This is a genomic window from Campylobacter sp. DY7, assembly GCF_057802535.1.
Map to the genome: position 1 here is coordinate 1 of NZ_JBYJAU010000011.1, position 23,012 is coordinate 23,012.

At 28.0% G+C, this 23,012-nt stretch carries 16 protein-coding genes; 14 read left to right on the forward strand and 2 right to left on the reverse strand.

The features are described from left to right. From AC1B00_RS07365 to AC1B00_RS07430, 14 genes are all read left to right on the forward strand, one after another. The coding region (locus AC1B00_RS07365) for a restriction endonuclease (protein WP_488849029.1) at positions 1-636 on the forward strand (636 nt) is incomplete at its 5' end. A gap of 15 nt (positions 637-651) precedes the next feature. After that, on the forward strand, positions 652-891 hold the full coding sequence (locus AC1B00_RS07370; protein ID WP_488849030.1) for a hypothetical protein: 240 nt from the start codon (positions 652-654) through the stop codon (positions 889-891). Positions 892-1,179: 288 nt separating this feature from the next. Further along, on the forward strand, positions 1,180-1,530 hold the full coding sequence (locus AC1B00_RS07375; RefSeq protein WP_488849031.1) for a hypothetical protein: 351 nt from the start codon (positions 1,180-1,182) through the stop codon (positions 1,528-1,530). Positions 1,531-1,533: 3 nt separating this feature from the next. Continuing rightward, positions 1,534-3,147: a hypothetical protein gene (locus AC1B00_RS07380; RefSeq protein WP_488849032.1), complete on the forward strand. Its 1,614-nt coding sequence runs from the start codon at positions 1,534-1,536 to the stop codon at positions 3,145-3,147. A 10-nt stretch (positions 3,148-3,157) separates the two neighbouring features. Then, positions 3,158-4,792: a type I restriction-modification system subunit M gene (locus AC1B00_RS07385; protein ID WP_488849033.1), complete on the forward strand. Its 1,635-nt coding sequence runs from the start codon at positions 3,158-3,160 to the stop codon at positions 4,790-4,792. Further along, a complete protein-coding gene (locus AC1B00_RS07390) occupies positions 4,789-5,955 on the forward strand; it encodes a restriction endonuclease subunit S (protein ID WP_488849035.1) in 1,167 nt (388 codons plus the stop codon). The genes AC1B00_RS07385 and AC1B00_RS07390 overlap by 4 nt, the downstream gene beginning before the upstream one ends. Positions 5,956-5,968: 13 nt before the next feature. Next, positions 5,969-7,945: a hypothetical protein gene (locus AC1B00_RS07395; protein ID WP_488849036.1), complete on the forward strand. Its 1,977-nt coding sequence runs from the start codon at positions 5,969-5,971 to the stop codon at positions 7,943-7,945. Between the two features lie 234 nt (positions 7,946-8,179). Continuing rightward, a complete protein-coding gene (locus AC1B00_RS07400; protein WP_488849037.1) occupies positions 8,180-9,394 on the forward strand; it encodes a hypothetical protein in 1,215 nt (404 codons plus the stop codon). Positions 9,395-9,630: 236 nt separating this feature from the next. After that, complete coding sequence (locus AC1B00_RS07405; RefSeq protein WP_488849038.1) at positions 9,631-12,504, forward strand: type I restriction endonuclease subunit R; 2,874 nt, start codon at positions 9,631-9,633, stop codon at positions 12,502-12,504. 44 nt (positions 12,505-12,548) lie between these two features. Continuing rightward, on the forward strand, positions 12,549-16,256 hold the full coding sequence (locus AC1B00_RS07410) for an AAA domain-containing protein (protein ID WP_488849040.1): 3,708 nt from the start codon (positions 12,549-12,551) through the stop codon (positions 16,254-16,256). Beyond that, positions 16,246-18,471: a PIN domain-containing protein gene (locus AC1B00_RS07415; RefSeq protein ID WP_488849041.1), complete on the forward strand. Its 2,226-nt coding sequence runs from the start codon at positions 16,246-16,248 to the stop codon at positions 18,469-18,471. Before AC1B00_RS07410 ends, AC1B00_RS07415 begins: the two co-directional genes overlap by 11 nt. Continuing rightward, entirely contained in the window at positions 18,468-19,562 is a 1,095-nt protein-coding gene (locus AC1B00_RS07420) for a hypothetical protein (RefSeq protein WP_488849043.1), read from the forward strand. Before AC1B00_RS07415 ends, AC1B00_RS07420 begins: the two co-directional genes overlap by 4 nt. A 9-nt stretch (positions 19,563-19,571) precedes the next feature. Continuing rightward, on the forward strand, positions 19,572-21,380 hold the full coding sequence (locus tag AC1B00_RS07425; protein ID WP_488849044.1) for an AAA family ATPase: 1,809 nt from the start codon (positions 19,572-19,574) through the stop codon (positions 21,378-21,380). Continuing rightward, positions 21,380-21,937, forward strand: a complete 558-nt coding sequence (locus tag AC1B00_RS07430) for a 4Fe-4S single cluster domain-containing protein (protein WP_488849045.1) — start codon at positions 21,380-21,382, stop codon at positions 21,935-21,937. The genes AC1B00_RS07425 and AC1B00_RS07430 overlap by 1 nt, the downstream gene beginning before the upstream one ends. An 11-nt stretch (positions 21,938-21,948) precedes the next feature. Here AC1B00_RS07430 and AC1B00_RS07435 read toward each other — a convergent pair whose 3' ends face one another. Both AC1B00_RS07435 and AC1B00_RS07440 read right to left on the reverse strand, forming a co-directional pair. Further along, the gene (locus tag AC1B00_RS07435; RefSeq protein WP_488849046.1) at positions 21,949-22,401 is read right to left on the reverse strand and encodes a hypothetical protein; all 453 of its coding nucleotides are present in this window, start codon (positions 22,399-22,401) and stop codon (positions 21,949-21,951) included. Positions 22,402-22,558: 157 nt separating this feature from the next. Continuing rightward, positions 22,559-22,867 (reverse strand): hypothetical protein, encoded by a 309-nt coding sequence (locus AC1B00_RS07440; RefSeq protein WP_488849047.1) that lies wholly within the window; start codon positions 22,865-22,867, stop codon positions 22,559-22,561. Between the last annotated feature and the right edge of the window lie 145 nt (positions 22,868-23,012).

Below are 23,012 nucleotides of genomic sequence, written 5' to 3' on the forward strand. Positions count from 1 at the left end.
ATGGCATTTAAAGATGAGAAAGCTAGAAAAAGGTTTTTTGCTATCAAAAAGGCAAAAGAAGAAAATCAAGTAGATAAAACTGATGAAAATACCTTACAAGAAGAGCAAAAAAGCTTGCAATTTATAGATGAAGATATTTTAAAAGCATACGAAAAAGACCTTGAAGATGCGATTTTAAAGGTTATAAATAAATATAAATTTAGCGAAAACTTAAGTGCTAAAATGCCAAATTATCACAAAATCACAAAAACCATAATCTACAAAGCAGAAAGTGAAAACGAGAAAAAAGGAAGATTATATGAGCTAAAAATCAAAAAGCATTATGAAGAGCAAGGCTATAAAGTTTTCCCACATGGCTTTGTAAATAGCAAAAATGATGGTGGGATAGATTTGGTTTGTCATAAGGAAAACGAATGCGTATTAATCCAATGCAAAAACCACAAAACCCCAATAGGTCAAGATTTGCTAAGAAAATTTATAGGTGATTGCACTATTTTTATCAGCGAAAACGAAAAAATGCTTAAAAATAAAATTATTAAAAAAGTTTTTATAAGCTCAAGCACCACAAGAGCAAGTGCCGAGCATTACTTAAACAATTATAAGGATTTAATTGAATACTTAAACATTGAAGAATGAGCCAAAGGATGCAAAATGAAAGAGATTTATAAAATAAAGTTTGCGTTAAATTATGTGATGATGATTTTAAGTTCTTTGTATCTTTTGTATTATCTTATAAATTTAGCTTTTAATCTCATTTTAGGCGGGATTTATTTGAGCGTGTTTTTAGATATAAATTTGATTTCTTTGGCGTTGTTTTTGTATTTTAAAATCAAATCTAATAATTATTTAAAATTATATTTAGATAGTGACCGACAAACAAACGAAATTTAAGCTCAGATTTCATCAAAATACGCAATATATCAAAGCAAATTTGTAGGATATAAAAGTATTAACACAATAATAAGTATTATTAATTTTTTATAAAACTTAGAATGCATTTTTTCTCCTTAAATAAAATGCATCCATCATGCACTGCAGAGGTTAATGAAGCGCTTCTTGGATTATTTTTTTATTGTTTAAAATGATATAATCATTGAAGCTAGGATTTTTTACAATCAATAAAAGCTACAAATTTATGAAAACATAATCTTATAGGCATAAACTCAAAGGAGATTTTAAATGCTAGAAATAAAAATGATTGATGTTATTAAAACACACTTTAAAATAAACATAAGCAAGTTAGAGCAGATAAATGAATATTTGTTTATAGGGGATGATAAATATATTTTTTTAATGTGCTTAAAGGATAAGGTTGCTAATATGGTGGATTTTTTAGATGAGATAAAAAATGAAAATATTGAAAAAATCTTTATAACAGGTTTAGATATTATTGAAAAAACAGAAATTTATTTACAGCAAAGTCTACCTGATATTGATGAAATTTATTTTAATTGTTGCACTTTTAAAAAAGATACTCAAATTTATAATCCTAAAAATATCAAAATTACTTTCAATCATGTTGCTTTTTAGACTTTGCGTATTGAAGATTCGTTTGATTTTAAAGGGGAAAATGTATCAATAATCTTTAATGATTGTAAAATAAATAATCATTTATCCATAAAGCTTAATGAGGTTAAGAATCTACAATCAGATGATTTATATATTGGTGCTAATACTTATTTTAAAACTAATTTTATAGACAATTTTTCGCTTTTAAATGCTGTGTTTAATGGTATGGTATCTTTTAATGGTTCAAGATTTATTAAAATTCCTGATTTTTCAAGCACAATTTTTAAAGATACCAAGCAAGTTTATTTTGATTATACGAGTTTAGAGCATATTAGCAAAGCTACACTAGAAGAGCAAGTAAGTGAAAACATAAAAAACAATCATGACAAAAAAGATTATGAAAACATGATTAAAGACCTAGAGATTAAAAAACAAAACGCAAACAAACTACAAAGCACATTCAGGCTATTAAAAGATATCGCCATCACTCAAAATAATAAGATTTATGCTAAAGAATGCGAAAAGCTAGAACTTTTTGCTTATGAGATATATTTGAAAGCAGAGCGAAATATAAAAAGTAAAGAATTAAGAAAGTTTTTAGATGGTGAAGATAACTTTAAGCAAAAAACCACAAACAAGCCAAAGAATATATCAATGCCCATGTGGAAAGCTACTTTAGAGCATTCATTGCTTAAATTTTATGAAATTACAAGCGAACACCATACAAATTTTGCAAGGATTATCAACTTTACTTTAGCTATTGTATTTTCATTATATTTAGAATTATCTATTGTAAAAATATTTAGCTTTTTCAATACAGGATTTTTTAATCATATTTTAACTAATTTTTTTAGCGGTTATCATTTAGGAGTATATTTTGGTATTTCGCTATTACTTATTTGGCTTATTTATAAAATTGAAAATCCTGTAGGTAAATTTATATTTTTTATTTTTATGATATTCAATATTGTTTTATTTATTTTTCCTGATTATCTTATACTGATATATTTTGGAATTTTATTTATAATTTTAATGGTATTTTATATAAATAAAAACTTTGTTTATTATTTTATTGGTTTATCTGCAATAATTTATTTTATATGCTTTCCGATTTTTTCAAAAAATATCATAACTTCACCAAGCATTTATTACTTAGATAATACCTTAAATAAATACACCCAAGAAGATATTAGAAATGCTTTAAAAATAGCAAGTGTAGAAAATCAAGAAAAATTTAAAAAAACTAAAAAAGATTCAGAGCCAAAACAAGAGCCAAAAGAAGAATCAAAACCAAACCAAAACATCATAAATCTACAAGCCACCATAAGCCAAAACGAAGTTAGCTCAAACATCAGCATAAACCAAGCACAAGAGCCTTATGATTTATTTTTTGGCACAAATATTGTCAATCTACCAACCAAAAACGCACAAAATATCCAAGACATAAAGCAATTCATAAAAGACAATAAGCTTTTAATGTATTACACAAGCGTAAAATCAAGTAATGAAATCTATAACAACATAATCAAAGCCATTTGGATAGATTTACAGCTTGATACGATATACTTTATCTTTTTTATAATTATGATTTTGTGTATTTACTCAATGCAAAAGACATTTAGAAAAAATACGATTTAAAGGACATAAGATGAAACAAACAAACGAAATTCCGAATTTAAATTCCGATACAAAAATACTTGAGACCAACAGCACCGAAGTAACACAAGGCACCACCCAAGCTAACCCAACTCAACAAGCCAACCCAACCACCACCGAAACCCCAAACACCGACACCACCCAAAAAGCCCCACAAGAGCCAAAAACCACCACCGCTCAGATAAACGCCAAACTCTGGGATGCATGCAACACCTTCCGTGGGCTTATGGACGGCAGTGATTACAAAGACTACATTCTCACCATGCTATTTATCAAATACCTAAGCGACACCTACACCGAAAAAATCAACGAGCTAAAAGCCAAAAGCTGTGGCATCGACTCAGTCTATAAAGCCCTACTAAATCAGCTAGATTTTAAACTAGAAGCTCACTCAACATTCGCCTACCTACAAGAGCACAAAAACGCCACCAACCTAGGCGAGCTAATCAACACCGCCCTAAGCAGCCTAGAAACGCTAAACAAAGAAAAGCTAGAAGGCATATTCACCCACATAGATTTCAACAACCCTTCTAAGCTAGGCGACACTCAGCAAAGAAACACCACCCTAAAACAGCTCATAAACGACTTTTCAAGCCTTGATTTACGCCCAAGCCGCCTAGAAAACAAAGACATCATAGGCGACGCATACGAGTATCTAATCGCAAAATTCGCAAGCGATTCAGGCAAAAAGGGCGGCGAGTTTTACACCCCTAGCATGGTGAGCGTCCTACTTGCCGAGCTAGTCGGTATCAAAGACGGCGAAGAGATATACGACCCTACTTGTGGCTCAGGCTCACTTTTGCTAAAAGCAAGCCAAAAAGGCACAAACAACTTCATCTACGGACAAGAAAAAAACGCCCAAACCTACGCCCTATGCGTTATGAATATGTTCTTACACAATATCCCAAACCCCAAGATAAAGTGGGGCGACACACTCACAAACCCACTTCACCTAGATGCTAACGGCGATTTAAGACGCTTTAGCAAAATAGTCGCAAACCCACCTTTTAGCCTTGATAAATGGGGCTACGATGAGCTTAAAGAGGATAGATTTTCAAGATTTAACTACGGTATGCCACCTAAAAGCAAGGGCGATTATGCCTTTTTACTCCACATGATAAAGTCTTTAAAAAACGGCGGAACCTTAGGCGTAGTAATGCCCCACGGAGTGCTATTCCGTGGCTCTAGCGAGGGCAAAATAAGAGCAAGTCTTATAAAACAAGGCTACCTAAAAGCCATCATCGGACTTCCAAGTAACCTTTTTTATGGCACGAGCATACCGGCTTGTATAATGATTTTTAGCAAGGAGCAAAACGAAAAAGTGATTTTCATAGACGCAAGTTCTTGCTATGAAAAAGGCAAAAACCAAAACACCTTAAAAGACATTGACAAAATCCTAAAAGCCTATCACGGAAACACCGACATAAACGGCTTTTGCAAAATAGTAAGCCTTGATGAGATAGAGCAAAACGACTTCAACCTAAACATACCAAGATATGTAGCAGCAGAAGATGAAACCTTACAAATTGACTACACCGAACTAAAAGAGCAAATAAGCAGCCTAAACGCCAAACTAGAACTCTCAAACGCCAAATTACAAGGATACTTAAAGGAGCTAGGGTTATGAGTATTCCAAAAGGTTGGGAAGAAGTAAGGCTGGGGGATATTTGTTCTATTCAAATGTGTAAAAGAATATTTAAAGATGAAACTACACAAGAAGGAGAAATCCCATTTTATAAAATAGGAACAATCGGAGATAAAGCAGACGCTTACATTAGCAAAGAATTATTTTTGGAATACAAAAATAAATTTAATTATCCTAAAAAGGGCGAAGTTCTTATAACTTGCTCGGGAACAGTTGGTAAGTGCATTGTGTTTGACGGGCATGATTCGTATTATCAAGATTCAAATATTGTTTGGCTTAGATTAAAATACAATATAATGGATAATTCATTTTTATATTATTTTCTAAGCAATCATAAGTGGGATAATCTAGGGCAAACAACTATCAAAAGGATTTATAGTGATGATTTAAAAAATATAACAATAAAACTCCCACCACTAAAAGAGCAAGAAAAAATCGCTGAGATTTTGAGTAGTTGCGATGAGCATATAAAAAATCTAAAGAATTTAAAATCGGAATTAGAAAAAGAAAAACTCCACCTAATGAACGAGCTACTAAGTGGCAAAACCCGTTTTAGTAGCTTCACCACCCCTTGGCAAGAAGTAAAGCTTGGGGATTTAGGAGATATTATTACAGGAACAACACCACCTACAAAAGATAAAGAAAACTATGGAGGAGAATATCCGTGGATAACTCCAACTGACATAGATTTTAAAAAAGATATAGAAAAATCAGAAAGAACCCTTACAGAAATAGGCTTAAAAAATGGTAGATTTGTGCCAAAAAATAGTTTATTAGTTACTTGTATAGCAAGCATAGGAAAAAATGCAATATTAAGAGTTGATGGAAGTTGTAATCAACAAATTAACGCAATATTACCATCTGATAAATACGATACTGATTTTTTATATTATCTCATAGAATATAAAAAAGATTATATGTTAGTGTTTGCGGGTTGTAGTGCTACACATATTTTAAATAAAAAAACTTTTTCAGAGTTAGAGTTTAAGCTCCCAAGCCTAGAAGAGCAGAAGAAGATAGGGGAAGTCTTAAGTGCGTGTGATGAGCGTTTGGAGTGTCTAAACGAGCTAATAACAGCCCAGACCACTCTCAAATCCCACCTTTTAACCGAACTTTTAAGTGGAAACATTAGGGTAAATATCTAATAAAGGAATAATTGTGACAGAAGAAATAATAGAAAAAACAATTACTATGGAAGAGTTGTATCACTTGTTAGGTAATGCAACTTTTTTCCCAAGTGAAGTTTCTGAGAATTGTATGCTTAAGGTTGTTGATGATGCTTTGATTATAAAACCTAAAAAAGAAGCAAAGTTGGTTAATTTACAATTTTTATTTGCTTACAATAAAAATAAAATTGATAAAAAATATGTTGATACAAGTGATAGAATAAAAATAAATATAGATGTTGTATTTGTATTGCGAAAATCAAACATAGAAAATTTAATGATAGATGGAATAGATTTTGAAAAACAAGTTTTTATGATTTATGATGAACTTGATTTTGGGATTGAAATTAATAATTGTAAATTTAAGAATGATATTAAGTTTAATTTATTAGGTTCTACGGTAAAAGCACCTATTAAAATTTCTAATGTTGAGTTTGAAAAATCTTTTGTCATAAACAATGTTAATTTTGATAATTTTATAGATATTTCCCATTGTAAATTTGGTGTAGCCTTTAAAGATGATACCCATAATAATGGTTATTATACTGATATTATGTTTTTCAATGTTCGTTTTAATCACTCTTTTGCTTTTAGACATAGTAAAGCATTTAGCGGTGTAGAATTTTCGGAAGTATTTTTTAAAGAAAACACCACATTTATTCATTCCACATTTCACAAAGTTTTAAGTTTTAAAAAATGCACTTTTTATAAAACAGCAGAATTTAATAGTGTATTTATGGGTGATGCATTTATGTTGTCGTATGTTGATTTTAAAAATGAAGTTATTTTTACTAGTGCATTGGTGCAATACGATATATCTTTTGTTGGTGTGGCGTTTAGAGATAGCAATATAGTGCAAATAGCAGGTTTAAAAATAGTATCAGATTTTGATAGTTTGCGTAAAAAAATTATTAGATATGCTTTAGATGACTATCAATTTAACAAAGTAAATATTTCAGCTATTATATTGGATTCTTTTAGAATTATTAAAAATATAGGAATAGAACAAAATAATATTATACATGCAAAATATTGGAATAAATTTGAAATGTATATGAATGAAATTTTATTATCAAATGAGCTATTGATAAAAAAAGATGAAAACGCTGATGAAATTTCAAAGGCTTATACTTATGAGATTAAAAGAAATAAAATTTTGAAATATGTAGATAACATACAATTATCTATAAATAGACTTACAAGCGACCATCACACTGATTTTTTAAAGATACTTTTATTTACTCTCAGTGTCATCGGTGGGTATTTTATGATAAATTTTGGCTTGTCTTTTGATGAAAAAATCATAAGTAGTATTTGCAACTTTTTAGATTTAGGCTTAGCTATATATGGCGTTAGCGTTGTGATTTTCTTGCTTTGTTTGGGTTATGAGTTTTTATTTGTTTTAAAAGGCTTTAGCAAGGATAAAGGTTGGCTAAGTTTTATATTTTTAGCCATTTGCGTGGCTTGGTTTTGTTTGGCTTATAGTTTTAATGTTTCAGAATTTAGTGTGATTTTACCGATGATTTTTATAGGGATTTTGGCAATGCTTTTTATATTATTAGCCAACAATGTCAAATATACCTTTATAAGCTTTGCGGCGGCAGGGTTTATTGGTATATTATACACCCCTAACATAATAACCCCATTTTTAGGGGCATTCTCAGAAGATGCGAGAAATCATTATTTATACAAAGCCATAGACGAGTTAGACAGTCAAAAGGCACTAGAATTATCAAGACAGATTTTAGCCAAAGAGCCAACAAGTGAGCTAAACGCCAAAAAGATTTTAAAAGACTACAAAGATGAGCTAAAATCATCAAAGTTATTAAATGAAAGCCCAGAGTTAAAACGAGCCATAGCGATAGATGGTGGGGTCTCAAGGCTTAATATAGCTTATTGTTTAGTCCTTGTGCTTTGTATATTTGCCTTGCAAAAAACAATGCGTAAAAACTCAATAATCCCAAGCTAAAACCAAATTTCGTTTGTTTGCTTAAACTTGCCAAACAAACGAAATTCCGAATTCAAATTCCAAATACGAAAATAAATTCCAAAGCCAAACAAGTGACATTTGGGATTTGTAGAATTTATTTCGTGTATTTTTGCCATAAAATTAAAGCTTCAAACATACGAAATTTATTTTAATCTTTTAGTAATTGTTATTTTTAATATCAAAAAGATATGATTTTAAAATAAAGGAGTATTTATGAGATTGGAATTATTATTTAGCGTAAAAGAAAAGCTAAGAGAAGGCAATAAATCGGTTTTAGTTAAAGATACAAGAAATATTACAAATATAATAGAAGAGAGATTAAATAGATTAGAAAATGGTAAGAAATGTTATAAAGGAATTATTATAGAAGATAAATTAGCTATGAAACATGCCATTTTATTTAAGTTTAAAATAAATGGGAAAAGCCTTGATAAAGCTACTTTGTTAGATAGATTTTATAAAGATATTAAAGATGGCGAACACAGAAAAGAATATTATATCGCTGTAGTTTATAGCGATAGTTCTTTGTATTTTTCAGAAAAGCTGTATAAATTAATATCAAAACATGAAATTATGTTTAGAAAATTGATTTATTTGTTGATGATAGGGGCTTGTGGGGATAATTGGTATAAAATTGTAGATGAAAATATAGCAAGAGATAAACGCAAAGATAAAACCAATCAAGATTTAAATGAAGCTTTTTTATCTTTGCTAACATATCAAGATTATATCAATGGATTTTTTCAACCTACATATCCTAATAATCTTGAAGAGCTTATGGAAGAAGCGAAAAAAGAATTAGATAACAATAATAAAGAAAAAGCAATGGAAAAATTACAAAAAATTGCAAGAAAACCACACATAGAACATTGGTATGAGAATTTAAAAGTAGATAAACTAAAAGAAGATTTATCAACTATACAAAAAATAAGAAATAAAATCGCCCATAATCACGCAATTTGTTTAAAAGACTATAAAGAACATGAAAAAACTATAAAAGCAGTTATAAAAAGACTAGAAAAAGAAATTGAAAAAGTGGAGAAAGAAAAATATAGGTCTTTGAATTTTAAATTAGACTTAAATTTTGTAAAAACAATGCAAGAATTATTATCACATTATGCGATAACTATGAATAATAATTACTCAGAAGTGTTTAAAAGAATGACATTACCTTTTGAAATTATGAATAACAATTACTCAGAAGTGTTTAAAAAAATGACATTACCTACCGAAGCACTAGCAAATTTAACAAAGCCGAGTGAGATTTTACAAAGTTATTATAGTAAGTTATCTGGATTTTCAGAGCTTTTAAAATCCAATATAAACTTTGCAAATCCATTTTTGGAATTTTTTAAAGAACAAGAAAGGCTGATAAATCAATTTAAGACTAATTTATCTAACATAGATACGAATGATAAGGAAGAGTAAAAATTTAAAATAGAAATTTCAAATACGAAAATAAATTCCAAGCTTTAAATCCCAAAATACGATATAAAATTCCACCAAAATACGAAAATAAATTCACAAAAAATACACAAATTAAATTCCGATTTCAAATTCCACAAAAATACACGAAATAAATTCCCACCACGCAAGGGCTTTTGCATTTAGCCTAAATTAATGCAAGTTGTTTAAAATGTATTTAAAATTTCAAAGGCATAGCGATGGATTTTAGTATAGAAAGCAATGTAAAAGCGTATTTTATAGAGACTTTAAAGGATTTAGGCTGGCAGTATTTAAGCGAAAAAGAATGCAACGAGCTTAGGCAAAACGACTTTAGTGAGCCTTTGCTTTTAGCTAAGCTTAAGGAGTTTTTAAGGACAAATTATCAGCTAAGTGATGATGAACTCATCATAATGATAAACAAGCTAAAAACCCCAATTACTAGCCTAATTACAGCTAACGAAACCATCACAAAGCTTATTTTACTTGGCGAAGGCTTAGAGCAAAAAGGCAAACCTTCAAGGCATATAAACTACATAGATTACGAAAATCCATCTAAAAACTCATTCATAATCACAGAAGAATTTAGCCTTACAAACGCCAAAAACGAGCAAAAGAAAAGCACTAGGATTGATTTGGTGCTGTTTGTAAATGGTATCCCGCTTGTTAGCATTGAGCTTAAAAACTCGTGCGTTGGAGCAGCTGAAGCGATAAACCAACTCCTAAACCACCAGCACCCAGATAGGATTGAGAACTTTTATAAGTTCATTCAGCTTTGCGTTGCAAGTTGTGGCACCATCACTAAATACGGCACAACGCTAACGCCTAGCAAATTTTACAATGTCTTTAAGGATAAAAGCAGCGATGATAGCGTAAAAGTGCTTTGTAACAATATCTTAGAGCCTAGAAATTTGCTTGAGTTTATAAGTGATTTTATATTTTTTAGCAAGTCTAAAGACAAAACTAACAAAATCGCAAGCCGTTATCAACAATACTTTGGCATAAAAGAAGTGATAAAAGCTATCAAAGATAAGCACGGCGGTCTAGTATGGCACACTCAAGGCAGCGGCAAAAGCTACACAATGCTAATGCTAGTAAATATCCTAGCTAGGCTAAACAGCACCGCCCAAAAAATCATCATCACAGATAGAATAGAACTAGATGAGCAAATCTCAGCGACCATAAACGGCACGGCAAATCTTGACACCTTGCACCATGCCAAAAACACAAGCCATTTAAACGAGCTTTTAAACGATGATGGAGTGGGGCTTATCACAACTACGATTTTTAAATTTAGCGATTTAAAAGACATAAAAAATAGAACAAGATTTATCCTAATAGATGAAGCCCACAGAAGCCAAAACGGAGAACTTCATATGCAAATGCTAGATAACTTAGGCGAAAATGCCTACATCATAGCTTTTACAGGAACGCCGCTTTTATCTAAAGAAAAATCAAGCATAGCAAAATACGGCGGACTTTTGCATACCTATAATATCGGCGAAGCAGTAGAAGATGGTGCTATCGTGCCGCTTTTATATGAAAACAAAATGATAGAGCTTAGTCTTAGCGATAAAGATGAGCTAGAAAAAAGATTTGATGAGCTAACACTTGGGCTTAGTAACGAGCAAAAAGAGCAAATCAAGCAAAAATGGGCGAAAATTAAAAAGCTTCATACTTCAATTTCTAGGCTTGAATACATCGCACTTGATATAAACGAAGATTTTAAGCAAAGCCTTAAAAATACGCCATTTAACGCAATGCTTGCAACTAATTCTAAGTTTGAGGCGATGAAATATTATAAAGTTTTTAAAGAGCTTGGGGATTTAGAAGTTAGGGTCGTGATATCAGTAAATGCAGGAGAAGAAAACGAAGGCGAGCAAGAAAAGTGGGTAAGCGATGAGTATGCAAAGCTAAATCACGCAGAGTATGAAGAGCAGTGCAAGAGTGATTTTAAGGATAGGAAGGTGGATTTGCTAATCGTGGTAGATAAGCTACTTACGGGCTTTGACGCTCCTTGTGCTAAAAAACTTTATATAGATAAAAACCTAAAAGAACACAACCTACTTCAAGCCATAGCAAGGGTAAATAGGCTAAAAGAGGGCAAAGATGAGGGGATAATCGTAGATTACAGAGGGCTACTTAGTGAGCTTGATACCACGCTTAGTAGATACGATGCGCTTAGCGGGTATGATGAGAGTGATTTGGTGGGGGCGGTTTTTAAAATAGATGGCTCTTTGAATGATATGTGGGAGAGCCTAGCCGTGCTTGATGATATGTTTGCAGGGCTTGATGATGAAGTAAAAAAGCTAAAGATTTTAAAGGATTTATCGTTTAGGGATAGGTTTTGCAAGGTTTTAGCAAGGTTTAGTAACCTTGTGGGCGTGGTGCTAAATACTCGTAAGCTAAGGGCTAGTTTAAGCGAAGATGAAAGGGAGAAAATCAAGGAAAGCCTTAAAAAATATTTAAGCCTAAGGCGAACGGCTATGGTCTTTTATGCTGAGGATTTTAGCATAAAAGAATACGAGCAAAGTATGCAAAAGCTACTAGATGAGCATTTAAAAGTAGGGCAAATTTATACGCTAAATGAACCGCTTGATATACTAAGTGATGATTTTTCAAGGGTGGCGGGTGATTTTAGCGATGAGGTGAAGGCTCATGGAAAGCTAAACGCACTAGAAAAAGAAGTGAAAAAATACGAAGTGTTTAACCCTGATATGTTTGAAAGATTTAGTGCGAGGATAGAGGAGATTTTGGAAGATTATAGGGCAAAAAGGCTTAGTGAGAGCGAGTTTTACAAACTTAGCTGTGATTTGGCTAAGGATTTTAAAAAGGATTTAGCTGATGACCCGCTTGAGCGTAATCTTGCTAGGGATTTTGACAAGGCTGATGTGGAGCAAATCATTGCCTTGCTTGATAGTGAATTTGGTAAATTTTCTAATGTGCCTGAATTTGATGAAAGTATCAAAAACAAAATCGCAACCGAACTCATAGTAAAAATGCTGCCATTTTTAACAAAAATCAACAAATTAAACGACATAGAAAACTACATAAACTCCCTAATCAAAATCTACCTAGGCAAACGCGTTAGGTAATTTGTGGCTTTTGGGATTGTAATTGCAGGAAAAATAGGATTAACATGGATAATAAAATATATATAAGAATAGATGATGATTTTAACGATAGAAGAAATAGGTTGGAACAAAACATAAAAGATATTGAAGCTTTTTTAAACATAGAGATAAGCGGTGATGATACAGAAGAAAAAATCAATCATTTAATAGATAAATGCTTTCATGATGGTTATCAAAATACTATTTATTTTACAAATGCTATAAGAGAATATACAAACAAAAGAGGAGAGGATAAAATAGATAGAAAAATTTGGCTTAGACCAGATTGTGAAAATATGTTTATTAATGATAATTTAAATGGAAAGTCTTTGTCTTTTAGAGGGTATATAAGAGAAGGATTTTTTGTAATTAATGAAATTGCGATAGTGGATAATTATTCTGATGTAAGAAAGGGTATAGAGTATGAAATTGAAGCTATTGTGTATCACGCTGAAATTCCAAATGAGTATAGAGGTGGTTTTTTAAACGAAAAGTTGGATGAAACCGAATCTGTATGTATAAAAGCACAAGAAAGTTTAAAAGAATGGAGAGATTATTTAAAATGGAGAAAAAAATTAGTAGAAAAAAAGCTAATAGGCATAAAGTATGAATATGAAGGTTTTGATGAAGAAAATCAAGAAATTCAATTTAAATTAATATCTTTATCAAAAGAAGAGTTTGATAAAATTAAAAGAATATTAAAGAAAAATACTTTAGAGATATTTGATAATAGTTATTCAAAAGACGAGATTAATTTTAATTATAACGATAAGCATAAAAATAAAAAATCTTTGCAGATTTTGGATAAATTATCTGGAGATTTTAAAGAAATAAAATTATCTCAAGCAGACGATGAAACTCAAAAACATTATAAAGTATTTGCAAGCTTTAAAATTAGTAATGAATATTTTGAAAAAGATGAAAATGAACAAATTAATCAAAAAGAGATTGATGAAGTATTAAAAAATTACCAAGATGGATTTTTAGCATTAAATCAAGTTGGTGATTTTGCATTAATAAATAGACTTGAGAATGCGATATTAAAAGTAGAAAGCGATGAAAGTTTTGCACCTAATTTAATTCTTTGGCTTTTTGATATAGCCAAGGCTAATATACCAAGCGATAGTGAAATAAACAAAGAATATGATTGGGACAATAAGAAATTAAACAAAGAACAAAAAATAGCAGTTCAAAAAATGTTAGCAACTAAAGATGTATGTTTAATACAAGGGCCTCCTGGTACTGGAAAAACCACTGTAATAGCAGAAGCTATATATCAATTTGTAAAAAATAACGAAAGAGTTTTATTAGCATCTCAAACAAATTTAGCAGTGGATAATGCACTTGAGAGATTATCTAAAAATCCATTAGTAAAAGCGATAAGATTAAATCCAAGTAAAGCAACAGATGATATAAAACATCTAACTGAAAAAGAAGTTTTGGGATATTTTTTTGAAAATATATCAAATAAAATAAATGATGAGTATTTGCAAAAATGGGAAAATAATTCAAAAAAAATTAACGAAATTAGAGTAGATATAAGAGATTTTAAATCTTACCTAGAGCAGTTTAAAGATAATATTAATAAAGAAAATGATTATAAAGATACAATAGTTAAATTTAAAAGTGATTTGCAAAATTTAAATACAGATATAAAAAATTTAGAAACTAAAAACGAGAAAATAAAGAAAGAAAAAAGAGAGGTAGAAAATTTTATAGATTTTATAGATTCACCAAATAATAATCTTGGTTTTATTTTACCATTTGATTTAGCTAAAAAATTATTAGATGTTATCAATAATGATTTAGATAATTTAAAAGATATAAAAATAGATATTTTAAACATAAATCAAAATATGCAAGAGCATAAATTATCAAAATGCTTACAAGAAATTTATAAAAATATTTTATGTTTTATTGATGTAGAGAAAAGATTAGAACATTTGAATTTAAATAATTTTACAGCAGAAAACATAGATTTACAAAATCAATTAATAAAAATTAAAGATAGAATTGCCGATGCAAAAGATGAGGAAGAATTTATAAAATTAAAAAAACAAAGAGATGAATTAGAAAATAAGTTAAAAAATAGTTTTGTTTTGAATGAATTTGAAAAACGAATTTTTAATATAAGTGATATAAAACAAGTAAAAAACCAAGTAAAAGATAATGAAAAAATTATAAAAAAATTACAAAAAGATTTTACAAATTTTGCATCAGAGTGTAAAGAATATTTATCGGGTTTAAATGAAATGAAAATAAATTATGATGAAGTAAAAATAGTTGAAGGTAAGCTTGTTAGTAATAAAAATGAATTAGAAAAGGTTGTAAAATTTAAAAAAGATTGTGGAGAAAATTTAGAAAAAATAAGGATTAAATATAATTTAAATAATTTAGAAAATGATTTGGTATTAAAAAGTTTAGATGAAGAACTACAAAAATTAGATAATGAAAAAAATAATTTTAAATTTGTTCAAGAAAATTATGGGCAAATCTTAAGAGATTTTGATAATAGATTAAAAAATATGGATTTAAATATGGAGAACGAATATTATCTTAATACATATATAAATTCATGCAATGTTGTAGGTATATCTTGCACTGATAATCCTAAAATCCTTGAAGGTAAAGGCTTTAATGCATTTGATGTAGTGATTATAGATGAGGTTAGTAAAGCTACTCCACCTGAGCTAATACTTCCTATTTTAAAGTCAAAAAAAGTTATATTAGTAGGTGATCATAGACAGCTACCACCACTTTTTGGAGAGAACAATAAAACTTATAATGAGATATGCGAAGATTTAGATGATGAAGATGAGATAAAAGAACTTTTAACTCTTGAAAATTTTAAAAAATATGAAAAAATGGTAACAGCATCTATTTTTAAAGAATATTTTGAAAAAGCTGATCAAAACATAAAACATACTCTTTTAGAACAATTTAGAATGCATAAAAAGATAATGAGTGTGATTAATAGATTTTATGAGAATAAGCTGATAGCAGGATTACCAAGAGAAATTGAAAGGGATGAAAAAAATCATAAGCTTGAGGTAAAAGGCGTTAATGGTTTAAATTTTATAGAGACTAAAAAGCATGTTTATTGGATTAATTCTAGTAAGTTAATACTTGATAATAGGGAAAAAGATATATTTGAATTAAAAGAAAGTACTAGCACTTCAACTTATAATATTTTAGAAGCTTATCTTACTATAGAGCTTTTAAAAATGATAGATGAAGCTTATAGCAAAATGGGTTTAAAGAAAAAAGTGCAAGTTGGTGTTGTAAATTTATATCAATTGCAAGTAAATAAAATACGCTCTATGTTAAAAGATAAGAAAAATAATATTGAGTTTAAATCAATTAGTGTGGATATAAATACTGTGGATAGATTTCAAGGAAAAGAAAAAGAAATAATAATAGCAAATTTAGTAAGAAATCCACAAGATAAAAAGGTAACTAGTCATATTACAGCTTTTGAAAGGGTAAATGTAATGTTTTCAAGAGCTCAAAAGGCATTGTTTATAATTGGTGCAAAGAATTATTTTGAGAAAATTAAAATTAAATTGCCAAAAATGGGAAGTAGAGGATATGATATAAAAGAAGTATATAAAGATATTATAGAGGATTTAGGAGTATCTGGAATATTTATGAGCGATAGAATTATCAATAATAATTTAGCAAATAAAATATACCAAGAGTATAAAGCAAAGTTAGGAAAAGAAAATGAACAATAAAAAGATTTTAAGCATAAACTTTTCAAAACCATATATAAAATATGAAACTACAATAGAATATTCAAATTTAAGAAAAATTGTAGCTTTTGAATGGCTTTGCTTGAAATTAATTTATAAGTATAAAAATAATCCTTGTTTTTGTAATATAAGCTTACAAGATTTATTGATAAATGTTTTTAATATTATGGAGCCTAATAAAACATTTTTACCTATTTTTAAAAGGCTTATTAATAAAGGAATGATAGGTTGTGATAATGTTTATGACTTGCAAAATATTAGTTTAAAAGATTGTGATATAACTGAAGAAGGGGTTGAGTTTTTAAGAACAGAAAAAATACCTGATGAAGGTAATGAAATTTGTATTGATTTTGTTTATGACATTTTAAAAAATAAGCTAGAACTACATAGGAAAAATTTAAATCCTATATCTAGTGGTATATTATTATGTGATAGTGACAATATAGAGCTTGATAAAATATCTGCAAAAGAAGTTTTAAAAAATAGTAAAAAAAATTCTTGGCTAAATGAAACTACAGCAATAAGAAGCATAAAAGAAACACGGCAAGTAAAAGAGTATGAAACAATAAAAGATAATATAATTTTGCAAAGTGATGGAAAAATATCGCTTGAAAAGAATAATGAAGAAATATTTATTAAAAAAGCTACAGAATATTTATTAGAAAACCAAAAGACCATTAAGCAGGTTGGAGATTTTAATTATGATGATTTTATGAATATAAAGGAAATAATAGATAGTGATAAAGTAGGTAGCAAATTAAAGAATATAGAAGCAAGCGAATGTGTTTTTATCAATTTAAAACTAGGTGATAAAGAATTAAAATCTAAACTTGTAATCAAATATGCTTCTGATGAATTTAAAATTGAAATAGAAAATAAACAATTTATTGTTTATGCAACAGACGAAATGGTTTTAAACAATTGTTTTATGCTAAATCAAAATTATGAGAATATTTGTTTTGCTAATTTTGGTGTTTATAATGATTATGAAGAACAAGGAAAAATTCATTTAGCGTATACTTTGAATAGTAAAAATAATTTTATACAAAATATCAATACTCTTATAAGTAAATATATCAAGGATGATTTTAAAATATTACTTTTAAGTTTGTTTAAAAAAGATGAATTTAAAGATGATGTGTTGAGTTGGTTTGATAGCTTAAAATTACAAGATGGCTTAATTAAATTAAAAGAATTGTTAGATTTAGTTAAAGATATAAAATTAAATAGTGATGAATCCTTAAAAGTTTTAAATTATATTTTATTAAACAATAAGATTGCTAAAAATATTGATAATATTGATAAATTTATAGAGTATATTACAATAAGTGAATTAAAACAGAGTGAAGAGCTTTTGCAAAATATTATTTTTAAAAATTACGATGATGTGATAAAGCTTTTTAAATTTAATAGTAAATTAGATTTTACCAAAATATCTAGAAAATATTATGGTGACTTTTTACAAGATTTAATCAAAAAAGACGATTTAACAGAAATTACACAAATAGAAAAAAGCATTAGTAATTATAAAAAAGTACAAAAAGAATTAAAAGAATATTTAGAGATAAAATCAATTAATGATAATATAAAAAACAAGATTAATTTAAAAGAGATTAGTGAAATTCAAAGTTATTTTGAAAAAATAAATAGAGATATTCAAATGATTTCTGCAGAAACATCAAGAAAAACAGAATATGTAAAAAGTATTTTTTATGATGATGTTTTGAAAGAGATACAGGATATTTTTAACGATGAAAGTCTTTTTAAATATAATAAAATCTATATTTTAGATACAAATGTTTTGATTGATGAACCAAATATTTTAGATAGTTTTAAAGAAAGCGATATAGCGATAATTTCTGACATTGTGTTGGATGAGCTTGATAGGAAAAAACAAGAACTTCCAGATGTAAGAGTAGCTATAGATAATATAATAGCTAAAAAACCCAAAATTATAAAATATAAAGATACAGGTACATTAGCTGTTGATAAGCTAGAAGAAAACATTAATGATAAAAAAATAATAAATATTGCTATTTTTTATAAAAAACAATATCAAAATAAGGAAGTTTTGATTTTAACTAGTGATAAAAATATGCAAAATTATTCAAAGATTTCAAACATACAATGTCAAACTTTAAGTGAGTTTTTAAACCTAAAGAAAGAAAAAAATAAAAAAAAGAAAGGTAAAAAATGAGTTTAGAACACGATGCGTATTTTATTATGCAAAGACAAAGAGAGCAAGAAAGATTAGCTAGGCAGATAGCAAATGAAAATAGAGTAAGAGAAAATACTAGAGTGCGTTTAGTAGAATACAAAAATCGTTTAGATGCTATGCTATCTCAAGGATTAAATAATTTTATATCATTAGATACATTAATTAGCGACATTGACAATATAGAATATAATTTACAAAATGACCCTTTTTATGCTAGAGATATTAGTTTTAATGTAGCAAGTTATATAGATAATATTGAACAAACAGCTAGAACTATTAAGAAAGAGAGAGAACAAGCTTATAAAAATGAAATGAATGATTTTTTTTATCAAGAAATATCAAAACTAAAAGACCCTATTGTTATAGAATTTGCAAAAGATGAATTAGATGGCATTAAAAATCAACTAAAAAATTATAATGGTAAAGATTTGGATGATTTTAAAAATAAAATATCAAATTCTATAAGTCAAATTATCGCAGATTCTAGCAAAAAAGCACAAGAATATAGAGAACAAAAAAATAAAAATAATAAAAATATCGCTTTAAAAAATGATTTAAATGATTTAGAGCTTGAGTTGAAAAATCAAAAAACAACCGAAGAGAATAAAGAAAAACAAAAAATATTATTAGAACAAATACAAAAAGCAAAAGCTGATATAGATAATGATTTGCTAACTAACGATGATATGAGCAATTTAAATACCAATATTGATAATTTTATCATTGATGAGAATACAAGAAAAGAAGTTGTAAAATCAATTATCAAAACTTTGAAAAACAATGATTTTTCTGTAGATAAACCTAAAATAGAAAATGATGTTGTTAAAATTACTGCTAAAAAACCATCTGGGAAGCAAGCTAGATGTTCGATACATTTAGACGGAAAAATTAATTATAGGTTTGATAATTATAGGGGTGATGCTTGTGTTAATGATATTGCTAAATTTGAAAAAGAGTTAGAAGAAATATATTCTTTAAAAATTAAAGATAAAAGAGTTTTGTGGGAAAATCCAGATAAAATTTCTAAAGGTTCTTTGGATATCAACATAGATGATAAAAAGACTTTATAAGGGCTAAAGATGAGTGAATGGGTAGAAAAATTTATAAGAAATTGTCGCTTAAAAAGTTCAGTAATCATAAGTGGTAATATAAACGATATTGTTAAAAGCCACTTTGATAATACATATAAAAATATAGAACAATATTTGTTAGAAATTTTAAAAAACGATCTAAGATATACAAACATTATTAAGTGGGATAGAGTAAATGGTGTTGATAATGCTATGTCAAACTATGTAGATACTAGTACTGATAATGAAAAACAAGATGATGATTATGATATTGATGACAATGAAGAGCAAGGGTGTGGATGTAGAGCAGGTAAGCTTAAAGAAATTGATGAATTTTTTACTTATATATTGCAAAAAATACAATCTAGGGAAAAGATATGTTTTTTGATTGATTATTCTGATTATATTTTTAGCTCAAATACAAATTTAAGCGATCAAGAAAAACAATGGTTGAGCATAATTAAAAAAAGCATTAAAGATAACTCTAGTTATGATTTGTTGAGCAATGATTTAGTGCAGCAAAATTGTTTAATAATTTTTATGGCAAATAAGCTTTCTACCATACCTTCATCTTTTTATTTAAATAATCCAGATGTATCTACAATAAATATACCGATGCCTACAAGAATGCAAAGGGCAGAATTTGTAAAAGAGCATAAAGCTTTAATATTTTTAGAACCTAGCTTGGATGCGAAGAATATGGATGATTTTATTGATTCTTTAGACTCATTTACTTTAAAAGATATAACTCAAATTATTAAGCTTTCTAAGATTTTAAAACCACAAATTAGTGGTGAAAGAATAATAAACTTATATAAATATGGAGAAAGCAAAAGCCCTTGGGAGGATTTAAGTAGCGATAAGCTTGCAAATATTGTAGAAATTTTACAAAAAAGAGTAAAGGGTCAAGATGACGCTATAAATAAAGTAAAAGAAGTAATCATTAGAGCTTTTACTGGATTTTCTGGCATAAGTCATTCTTTGAATAGTAAAAAGCCTAAAGGTGTTTTATTTTTTGTTGGACCTACGGGTGTTGGTAAAACAGAATTAGCAAAATCGTTAGCTGAATTTTTATTTGGAGATGAAAATGCTTGCATTAGATTTGATATGTCTGAGTTTAATCACGAGCATAGCGATCAAAGGTTGGTTGGTGCACCTCCTGGATATGTAGGATATGAAGAAGGGGGGCAATTAACAAATGCTATAAAAGAAAAACCATTTAGTGTAATATTATTTGATGAAATAGAAAAAGCTCATGGAAAAATTTTGGATAAATTTTTACAAATTTTAGAGGATGGAAGACTAACTGATGGCAAAGGAGAAACTATGTCTTTTGCTGAATCGGTGATCATATTTACATCAAATATAGGTGCAAGTGAAATTAAAAATAATACAGATGAAAAAGTGGTGTTTAGTGATTTTATTAATTCTGTGAGGGAGCATTTTATAAAAGAGCTAAAAAGACCTGAACTTTTAAATAGAATAGGTGATAATATAGTTCCATTTAATTTTATAAATAGTAATGAATTTTTAATCCAAATAGCAAAATCTAAATTTGAAAAGATTAAGCAATTTACCAAAGAAAAATATAAAATTTTAGATATTGATTTTGATGATAAAGAGAAGTGTTATAATGCTTTAGTTGAGAAAATAGACAAAAACAATGGTGGCCGTGGGGTTTTAAATATGCTTGAAAGTAATGTTATAAATCCTTTATCTGATTTTGTATTTAACAATTATAATAATCTAGAAGGTAGAGTTGTTAAAATAAGGCTGCTAAATTATCAATTTGCATATTTTGAGTTTGTTTTAGAATAATGCTAAATATCGCAAGTGTTAGAGAATGCACAACATCAGAAGGTCCTGGTAAAAGAGTTGCTCTTTGGGTTCAAGGATGTTTAAAAAGATGTAAAAATTGCTGTAATCCACATATGCAAGCATTGGTAAAAAAGCATATTTATACTTGCGATGACATTATAAAAATAATACAAAATTCTATAGATAAATATGGTATAGAAGGTGTAACTTTTTTAGGAGGAGAGCCTATTTTACAATCAAAAGGGCTTTTAAAAATATCCAAATGGTGTAAAGAAAATAATGTTTCTATAATCTTATTTAGTGGATATAAACTAGATGAAATACATAAAATGAGTCTTGAAGGCTCGGTAGAATTGCTTGAAAATATTGATGTGTTAATAGATGGGGAATATATAGACGAGCTATATGATGAAAGCCGTGGAATAGTAGGTTCTTCAAATCAAAATATATATTTTTTTACCAATAGATACAATATAGATGATTTTAAGGCAAATATATCAGTTGAATTTATTGTAAGTAATGATTGTATCAAAATTAATGGCTGGCCTATTATTTGATAATTTATAGTTTATCTATATACATTTTCTTTTTTTATTTCTATATGTTTATCTTTTTTAAAAATATTGTCTATATACACAGTATTTCCTAAATCAAATAATATTGTGATGTTTTTTATATTTATATTACCATCGTCTTGTATTGTTATTTGTTCTTGTTTAAATTCTTTTAATTTATTGAATATATAGCTATGGCTTGGGTCATTTCTTAATATAGTAATATCAGCTTTATAGTTTCCATTTCCTAAAAAGTTGTGAATATTAAAATCTAAACTAAGATAGAATAATAAAGTTACTAAAATCCATAAAATTTTAAAAACTTTATTAAATATTTTAGTGTAAAAAGAAATAGTGCAAATTAAAATAAAAATAATAATAGGCAAGGTTTTTATACCACTTATTTGACTTAAATTATGCTCTATGATTTCTAATGCATATAAATATGAAATGACATGTATTTGCATGATGATAATAACACATATGAGTATTAAAAATACAAATTCATTTAAAACAAATTTATATATTCTATATAGCCACCTAAGAATAAAATTTTTTATTATCTTATTTGATTTTTTATGTTTTGTATTGCTTATTTTTATGACAATACTTATAAGAATATGGTTAGGTAAATAAGCGAAAACAAATGCCAATATACTTATAACTCCAAATGCAAGAAATATATCTAGATTGTATTCTGGTATTTTTTTTAAAATGTGTGAAGAAAAAATAATTATATGTAATAAATGAAGCTACAATAATAACTGCCGAGGCTATTGATGAAATCTTAAGTAAATGTCCAGAAATTTCAGAATAGTGTTTTATTGTGCTTGCAATGTTTTGTTTGATTTGAAATATTTGCTTATTGGTAGTTTTTAATGCTTTTAAAGTTAATAATTTAAGCCATCTTTTTATTTTAGTTTCAATATTCATTGTAAATCCTTAATGTTTATTTTAACAAATAAAATTCCTATTTTAAATTCTTCAAAAATACACAAAATAAATTCTATAAAATCTTTAAATATGAATTGTTTAGACTTTGGAATTTATTTTCGTATTTTAGAATTTAAACTCTAAA